The organism is Pseudoalteromonas sp. (assembly GCF_041629635.1).
In the GTDB taxonomy this organism is placed as follows: Bacteria; Pseudomonadota; Gammaproteobacteria; order Enterobacterales; family Alteromonadaceae; genus Pseudoalteromonas.
This window is the reverse complement of the sequence record NZ_JBFKMX010000010.1, coordinates 46,859-54,816: the sequence shown is the minus strand read 5'-3', so window position 1 is coordinate 54,816 and position 7,958 is coordinate 46,859. Positions and strand designations below refer to the sequence as shown.

General features: G+C 38.5%; 6 protein-coding genes and 1 pseudogene. 3 read left to right on the top strand and 4 right to left on the bottom strand.

Features of this window, described 5'->3' with window-relative positions:
- The 3 genes and pseudogenes from ABYD77_RS02920 to ABYD77_RS02910 all read right to left on the bottom strand — a co-directional run.
- Positions 1-489: pseudogene (locus ABYD77_RS02920) on the bottom strand (diguanylate cyclase); the annotation flags it as partial.
- Positions 490-663: 174 nt separating this feature from the next.
- Positions 664-1,764 (bottom strand): branched-chain amino acid aminotransferase, encoded by a 1,101-nt coding sequence (locus ABYD77_RS02915; RefSeq protein ID WP_372766841.1) that lies wholly within the window; start codon positions 1,762-1,764, stop codon positions 664-666.
- A 173-nt stretch (positions 1,765-1,937) separates the two neighbouring features.
- The gene (locus ABYD77_RS02910) at positions 1,938-3,965 is read right to left on the bottom strand and encodes a prolyl oligopeptidase family serine peptidase (RefSeq protein WP_372766839.1); all 2,028 of its coding nucleotides are present in this window, start codon (positions 3,963-3,965) and stop codon (positions 1,938-1,940) included.
- 141 nt (positions 3,966-4,106) lie between these two features.
- On the opposite strand from ABYD77_RS02910, the gene ABYD77_RS02905 reads away from it, so the two are divergent.
- From ABYD77_RS02905 to ABYD77_RS02895, 3 genes are all read left to right on the top strand, one after another.
- Positions 4,107-4,547 carry a hypothetical protein gene (locus ABYD77_RS02905; protein ID WP_372766837.1) on the top strand — a complete coding sequence of 147 codons (441 nt, stop codon included), beginning with the start codon at positions 4,107-4,109 and terminating at the stop codon, positions 4,545-4,547.
- Between the two features lie 169 nt (positions 4,548-4,716).
- Positions 4,717-5,100 (top strand): YacL family protein, encoded by a 384-nt coding sequence (locus tag ABYD77_RS02900; RefSeq protein ID WP_372766835.1) that lies wholly within the window; start codon positions 4,717-4,719, stop codon positions 5,098-5,100.
- Between the two features lie 17 nt (positions 5,101-5,117).
- Entirely contained in the window at positions 5,118-5,597 is a 480-nt protein-coding gene (locus tag ABYD77_RS02895; protein WP_372766833.1) for a hypothetical protein, read from the top strand.
- Positions 5,598-5,648: 51 nt separating this feature from the next.
- Here ABYD77_RS02895 and ABYD77_RS02890 read toward each other — a convergent pair whose 3' ends face one another.
- Positions 5,649-7,943, bottom strand: a complete 2,295-nt coding sequence (locus ABYD77_RS02890; protein WP_372766831.1) for a S8 family serine peptidase — start codon at positions 7,941-7,943, stop codon at positions 5,649-5,651.
- Positions 7,944-7,958: the final 15 nt, after the last annotated feature.

Genomic DNA, 7,958 nt, shown 5'->3' with positions numbered 1-7,958 from the left:
GGTTAATTGATTAAGCGCACTGACAACCGGGCGGTCAATACCTGATACTGCTTTATCGCCTTGTTGAGTATTGTAATTTGACGTTTTGAATGCAATTAAGCCATCACGATACAATCGACCAAGTTTGTGGTGTTGTTGTTCAAGTTCGGCGATTTGAGATATTAATACTTCAGGTAAATAATCACGCTTTTGTAAGGCTATTAAATTTTCCTGTACCTCAGTTTCTTTTTCAGTGAAGCGATTTAAGTATTTGTCATATTGCTTAGCATCATGACCCCTAATAAGGATATTCTTCCACTCTTGCACTTGGGTTTTAAAACTGGCTAAAACAAAATTCACTTGTTCACGGGCATTTAGCTCATGATGAATAACATTGTCAAAATCTTTTGCTAAATCGCGAAGAATTAACACTGAAACTAAAGCGCCAAGCAACATGGAAAATAGCCCAAATATTACGCCCGTCATCAATTTGGCTTTAATCGATTTCATGTTTCGTCCCTGAATGTGACAGAATAATTACAAATTTATGACAAGTGTAGTAAAAAAGCGTTATTTCGGCAAAGTATTATAGAAAATATCAAAGACTAGAGTATTGAAATTAATAATTATTTTGGAAAGAAAGTGAGTAAATTTTGATATTACTCACTTATCAAATAAATAGGGTTAATTAATGCGCTCTACACGTACTAACCACGAATCTGGGGCAGGCTGCTTACCTTGCTGTATGTCACTGTAATATTGATAAAGTTTTTGGGTTTTTTCGCCAATCTCGCCATTACCTACGGTGTAATGCTCACCATTGTCTAATATGTAGTGACCTACCGATGCGGTTACTGCTGCAGTTCCAAAACCACCGGCTTCAATAATTTCGCCTGATTGCACGTCAGCTAAAAATTGTTTAATTGAAATCTTTTTCTGAACGGGAGTTAAGTCGAGTAATGACTTTAATTCATTGGTTAATGATAAAATCGATTGCGATGTTATCGATTTCAAAATAGTGTCAGTAAACTCGGGAATAACCAATTCACCACTTCGTGTGATATGAAAATGATTCATTGCACCTACTTCTTCAAGGTATTGATTAGATGCGTCTAAATAGAGTACTTGATCTGCGCCTACTGAGCTTGCATGCTGCTGGGCGCGCAGTGATGCTGCATAATTTCCTGCTGCTTTGGCAGCGCCAGTGCCACCACTTACGGCACGGTGATATTGTTGTGTGATAAGTAATTTAAGGGACTTACTCATACCTTTTGCATAGTAAGCACCACTTGGGCTTAGCATAACAGCAAATGTATACGAATTACTTGGTTTAACAGACAAGCTATCATCAGTGGCAAACATAAACGGACGAATATACATAGACGCACCAGTAGCAGTTGGCATCCACAAACGTTCAACATCGAGTAATGCATTAATGGCTTGTAATTGTTTATCTACATCAAGTGTTGGCATTGATAAAATTTCTGCAGATTGATTTAAACGCTCACAATTCTTATCTAAACGAAATGTATAAATTTCATTGTCTTGATGAAGAAAAGCTTTGGCACCTTCAAAAATAGATTGCCCATAGTGAAGTGCCATAGCACCAGGTGCTAATTGTAAATTTTGGTAAGGCACAATGCGTGCATTTATCCATTCACCATTTTGGTAATCCATCAAAAAGATATGATCTGTTCTAAGTTGGCCAAATCCTAAATCTGTGTCCTTAGCAAGCGGCTCGCTGCGGCATTGTTGTGGTGAGAGTAATTGGTAATCTATGTTCATTTTAATTGATATTCGTTGATGATGGTTGCATGTTGAAGCTATAAAGAAGTAAATGCAAGGGTAAATAATCTAATATTTGTGATTTATGTGTATAAAGTAACTTTTTTTGGATTGTCGCTAGCTATAAAATAAAAAAGCCAGTAAAAACTGGCTATAAAATAATTGGGATAAACTTACTTTTTATATTTTTCAAACCACGCTAGCGTGTGTTCAATCTTACTGATCATTCGAGACGGCTTACTTGCAATACCATGGTATGCACTCGGTATTTTGATAAGCACTGAATCAATTTTTTTAAGCTTGAGTGCTTGGTAATATTGTTCAGTTTCAGCCATAGGCGTTCTTAAATCTTTTTCACCTGTGATCAGCATAGTTGGTGTTGTTACATTGCCCAAAAGTGAAAGCGGGGAACGTTGCCAATAATGCTCAACGTGATCCCATGGCATGCCTGGAAATTGTGTAGGAATTTGACGAAGGCCACTATCAGCGGTTAATACCTTGCTAAGCCAATTAATAACAGGTTTAACAACCACAGCAGCTGCAAAGCGGTCTGTTAATCCAATAGCATAAGCAGTAGCAATTCCGCCAGCGGAGCCACCTGCAATAAACACTTGGTCTTTGTCGATAAAGCCTTTAGCTATCATGGCATCAACACCAGAATTATGGTCAGCAAAATCTTCTTTTGATGAATATTTATATTTCAATAACATCGCAAAACGTTCACCATACGAGCTACTGCCTCGATGATTATCATAAAAAACGACGTAACCTTGCGCGGCAAAACGTTGTAACTCAGCAGAAAAATGAGGGCCATACGCAAGGTGAGGGCCACCATGAATCTCTAAAATCATTGGGTATTTTTTACTTGGATCAAAGTCAGGCGGAGTAATGTACCAGCCTTGAATTGATTCACCATCAAATGATGAGGTGTAGTTGATTTCATGTACTTCACCTAATTTTCGGTGTCCTAAGAGATCTTCATTAAGCTTTGTTAATTGACGGGTCTTACTTTTGGGTGACAATGCTGCAATATCAGCAGGCATAGTTCCATTGCCATAAGTAAATGCAATATCGCCATTATAATTAGCAGAAAACTCACCACTAATATAAGGCCTGCCCAATGTTGTACCTGAAACACTGTCTGTAAGATCTTTTAATGCGCCGTTTGTAGTGATTGATGCAATTTTACGTTTACCAAAATCATCATAGCTGATCGCGATAGTATCGTTGCCAATCCACATTGGCGATAACACAGAGCGATCAAAATCAGCATTAATATGTTTGGACTCTTTTGAGCGCCAATCTAAAAGCTTTAATTTATTATTGCGATATGGATTTAGCGCATTTGAACTTTGCAAGTAAACAAGCTTGTCACCATTTTGTGAAAACTGCGGGCTAAACTCTTTACCTGGGAAGTTTGTAAGTTGTGTTAACTCTTTTGAGAGAATATCGACTTTAAATAAATCCCCCTCTAATGTTTTGTATTCCCAGTCATCGATACGATTAGCTGAAAAAACGATTGATTTACTGTCTTTGGTCCATGCTAAACGGCCGTTATGATGGTAATTACCAAATGTTAGTTGTTGCGCTGTGCCACCTTCAGCAGGTAACACAAATAAATGATTGTAACCTGGCTTAATTAACCCTTTGCCATCTGCTTGATAATAAGCAGAATCAATAACAATGGCAGGTTTTGCCCATTTTGCACCTTTTGGCGCCGCAGGCATCTTGGCTATCACACTTGGTTTTTCTTCAACCTTTTGGCTAAAGGCAAGCCATTTTCCGTTTGGCGACCACGTGAGGTTTGAAACACCTGATTGCAACTTACTTACCATTGCAGTGCGGTTTTGCTTTAAATAATGAACATGAATTTGTTTTTCACCAGATAGATTACTGATAAGGGCTATTCTGTCGCCAGATGGCGACCATATAGGTGAAGAGTATTGTTTATCATCTGAAAATAATGGTGTTAACTGGCCGGTTTTGCTGTTGATAATCCACATACTTTTATCTGTGGCATCACGCATAATGTTATTACTATTTCGCACAAATACAATGTGTTCTCCATTTGGAGAAATAGCAGGGGATGATGCATATTCTAAGTCAAATATATCGCTTGCTTGAAAGGTGTTTGCAACGCTTGGGGCTGAACTAAGTGAGCACAAAGATAAAAAGAATATGGATTTAACAGAATTAGACATAATTGCCTCGAACCAACTTTAAATTTTGAACACCTTAGCGGAGTTATTTAAAGCAAGCAGCATATTCAAGACGAAATAGATAATTTAGTAGACAAGTTACAACTGGGTGCTCAAAATAGCTTGCGTTACAAGGAGTAAAACATGGAACAACAACAAAAACTTGCCTTATTAGAAAGGGAATATTTCCACCTGCAAACACTGGTTGAAAATTTTGATGCTAAATCACTCACTATAAAAGCTTGGAGTGTTTCTCTTGCCATTGCAGTGCTGAGTTCAGGCGCGTTCAGTAACACAATAAACGTATTACTTTATGCAGCTATGGCATCTTTTTTATTTTGGTTAATTGAAGCCTATTGGAAAACTTTTCAAAATGCTAATTACAAACGTATTAGAGAGATAGAAAACTACCTAAATGGCAGTGCTGATGACATTGACTGTTTTCAAATTGGTACATCTTGGTCTAATGAATATAACAAATTAGGCAGAAAACAATTTTATACAGCGCTTTTTTGGCCTCATGTTGTATTACCGCATGGCATTATGTGTTTTGGTTTTAGCATTTGTTATTTGTATTTAATGTAAAAGAACACATCATACCAACAGGTGTAATTGCCATATCGAGACAAAGGCGTAAAAAAGTGGGTGCTAAGTAATCAATAGGGAAAAGGTATTGATGAATAAGCTTTCAAAGGTCGCTGTTACAAGATTTACACAGTACAATTAACAGATTAATTGTAAAATTGAATACAGCATGGAATACCAATTTATCAAAGATCCTATCGATGGGTTTCGTCTTTTAATGACAGATGAGCACGTCAATATTGCCAAGTGGCTTTTAGATGAAACACCGGTATCAAGCACCGCGGTAAAGCAATTAATAGACGATATTAACTCTCATAGCCAAAGTTTTTATCATGACTATCAAATTAATGGTAAAGAAATGGTGCTTACTGTATGTAATGGTGAAGTCGCGATTACAATCAATCATCATGGCATCTCAGAGCAAGAAACTGAGCGCTTTACGCAAGAAATGCTAAGTGTTGATACATCAACAGATATATGTGAATGTGGTTTAGATGATTTTATCAGTCTAATACAAGATTGGCATGATTTTCTGAGAGAAAATCGTGTCTAATGCAAGGAGAATACAAAATGAAAAAACTAATGAGCTTCACTGCAGTTATCCTTTTAATTGGGTGTGGTGAAATAGAGCATGAACAAAAAAATGACAAAACACCTGAAAGTCACCCGTATTTAACGGATAAATTGGAAGATAATCAAATAAATCATCAAACCGCAGTAATACCAAAGGTAGATGATAATACGCTTAATAAACTTAAAAACACGCTATCAAAGGCGTTAGATGATGTTAGTTGTGATGAATCAAGCCAATGTTTTGTTATTTCTACTGGTTCTAACCCATGTGGGGGTGCAAGTGGTTATGCTGTGTTTTCTAGTAAAACGTCTAATCAAGCTGAAATACAAAATACTTCTAAAGAAATTATTCAACTCGAAAAAAGTAAGCATGCTTTGGAAGGGGCAATGGGAATTTGCCAACATCTAACCGAACCGAAGGGGATGTGTAAAAGTAATCAATGTATTGCTGTACAAAGTGAAAGTGAAGTTTACTAATGAAGTGAAAATAAGGAGAGGAAAGTGGGAATCCACTTTCCTCAATTAAAGCTATGGATTTGCTTTTACATTCAGAGTAATACCACTTGAAGCACGGTAACCGTAAATGTCGATATACCATTTACCTGCTTTTGGTGCTGTGAACGAACATGCTTCGTTGTTACCAGTTTCATACGGACGACAATCGTAATTACTTGTTGTTGATTGAGAGCCGTATGTAACATACATGTCCGCATCACCTGAACCACCAGACATTGTGATATTTAAATCACTATAACCAGCTGCTAAGTCAAGTGTATAACGTTTCCAAGCGCGGCGCGCAACACTGATATCATTCACTGTATCGTTGATTGGAGTTAATGTATCACCACCACCTGTACCACCACCGTTACTTTCTGTGTAGCTACCAGTTAAGCTTACGTTTGCGAAACCGCTGTATGCTTTAAGGCGAACGTAATAAGTGCCACCAGATTGGGTTAGGTTACACGTTTCGTTATTGCCTGATGCATAAGGACGACATTCGTAGCTGCTATCTGTCGGTTGTGCATTAAATTGAGTGTATAAATCCGCATCACCTGTACCACCGCTCATAACGACTTTTACGTCAGTTGCGCCAGCAGGTACCGCAAATGTATAAACTACATCTTCGCCAGTGTTAGCACTGATACCTGTTACCGTTTTACCATTCTCTAACACTTTCTCACCTGGTGTTGGAGGTGTCGTACCACCATTACCAGAACATCCATTAGCTTGAAGGTGGTCAATTGCTGCTTTAGCCTGTACTAAACCGTAACCAAATTTAACGTCGCGACCTGAAGCACCTAAATCTTGTGCAGTTGCATTAAGTGCAGTACGGATTTCTTGTGCTGAACAACTTGGGTGATGACTCCATACCAATGCCGCAACACCAGCAACATGTGGTGATGCCATTGACGTACCACTCATCATACCATAGTTACCAGTACCAATGTTAATTGAAGCAGAAACCCCAATCTGGTTAAGCATTGCTGCACCAGCAGTGTCTGTTGCAGTAACAGCTGGAATTGAAGTTTGGTTTGTATCGCCTAATGTACCACCAAAGCTGCCTGCAGCATTGTTGTAAATTACAGCACCAACACCACCACTGTCTTGACAGTTTTTAACTTTATCGTGGAAAGAAATGTTACCACGTTGGATTAAACACACTTTACCATTAGCACCAGAATCTACTGATTCACCTGTCGCAAAATTGTATAGAGGTGCCGTTACAGAACCTTTATTTTCCATTGCATTTACAGAGTAAGCGTTGCTACCAACTGATAGTGAAACAACTTGGCCTGTACCTTCTGGGTAAGTTGAATAAACATCAACACCAGGTGCAGCAATCTCTACTTGGCTGTTCTTTTGTGAGAAATCAGCAAGCGCTTTGTTGCTATCAATAGCTGCAACAGACATTACTGAATCATACGAAGCAGGAAAACTTTCAATATCAGTAGTATTTGAAGGGTTACCATCGTTACCTGCTGCAGCAATAAGTAATAAGCCTGCATCAGCTATTGCTTGAATACCATTTCTTTCAGTTGTGCTTGATCCAGAACCACCTAAGCTCATGTTGACAACATGACTACCAGCGTTCTTACATTCGTTTATCGCTGAAACAAGATCAGAAGAGTAACCCCAACCGCTTGCATTAAATACTTTAATTATGTGTAGAGAAGGGTCAGAACCGATCACACCACGAACACCAACGCCATTATCAATAGCTGCTATCGTACCTGCTACGTGTGTACCGTGTGGACCACCATGTTGATACCAGTTGCCTGTTCCGCTATTGTTTGTGCCCGTTACTGTACCACCGTTACTACCCATATCCTCATGTGGGAGATCAAGACCAGAGTCAATAACACAGATTTTTTTACCATTATTAGCAGCAGATGCTACAGAATCATCAACCTGATCTGCCTGAACCATCGCAATGCCATATGGCTGTGTTTGAGCCATCAAGCGACGAGGTAAGTCTTCTTCTACGTACTCAACCATTGGGTCGTTTTGCAATTGTTTTAGTTGAGTTTCTGTTAAATGAGCGATGTTTGCATTGATTGATGGATTAAACTTAACATCGTCTACACCAAGTAATGTTAAACGTTGATTCGTTGCAACTTCAACACCTGCAGTGTTAGCGAAATTCATGAATGCAGAGTTATTTTTATATTTTACAATGAAGCGCTTTGGTAATGGTGACTTAACCGCTGCACGATTTTCTGAAAGATTAAGTTTTAGTAAACCTTCAGCATCATTTGCGACTGCAGTATTAACTGCAAGTGCTACAGCTGCAATAGAGCATAGCTTTAATGGTTTGTTTGTCATAATAGATCCCAGGTT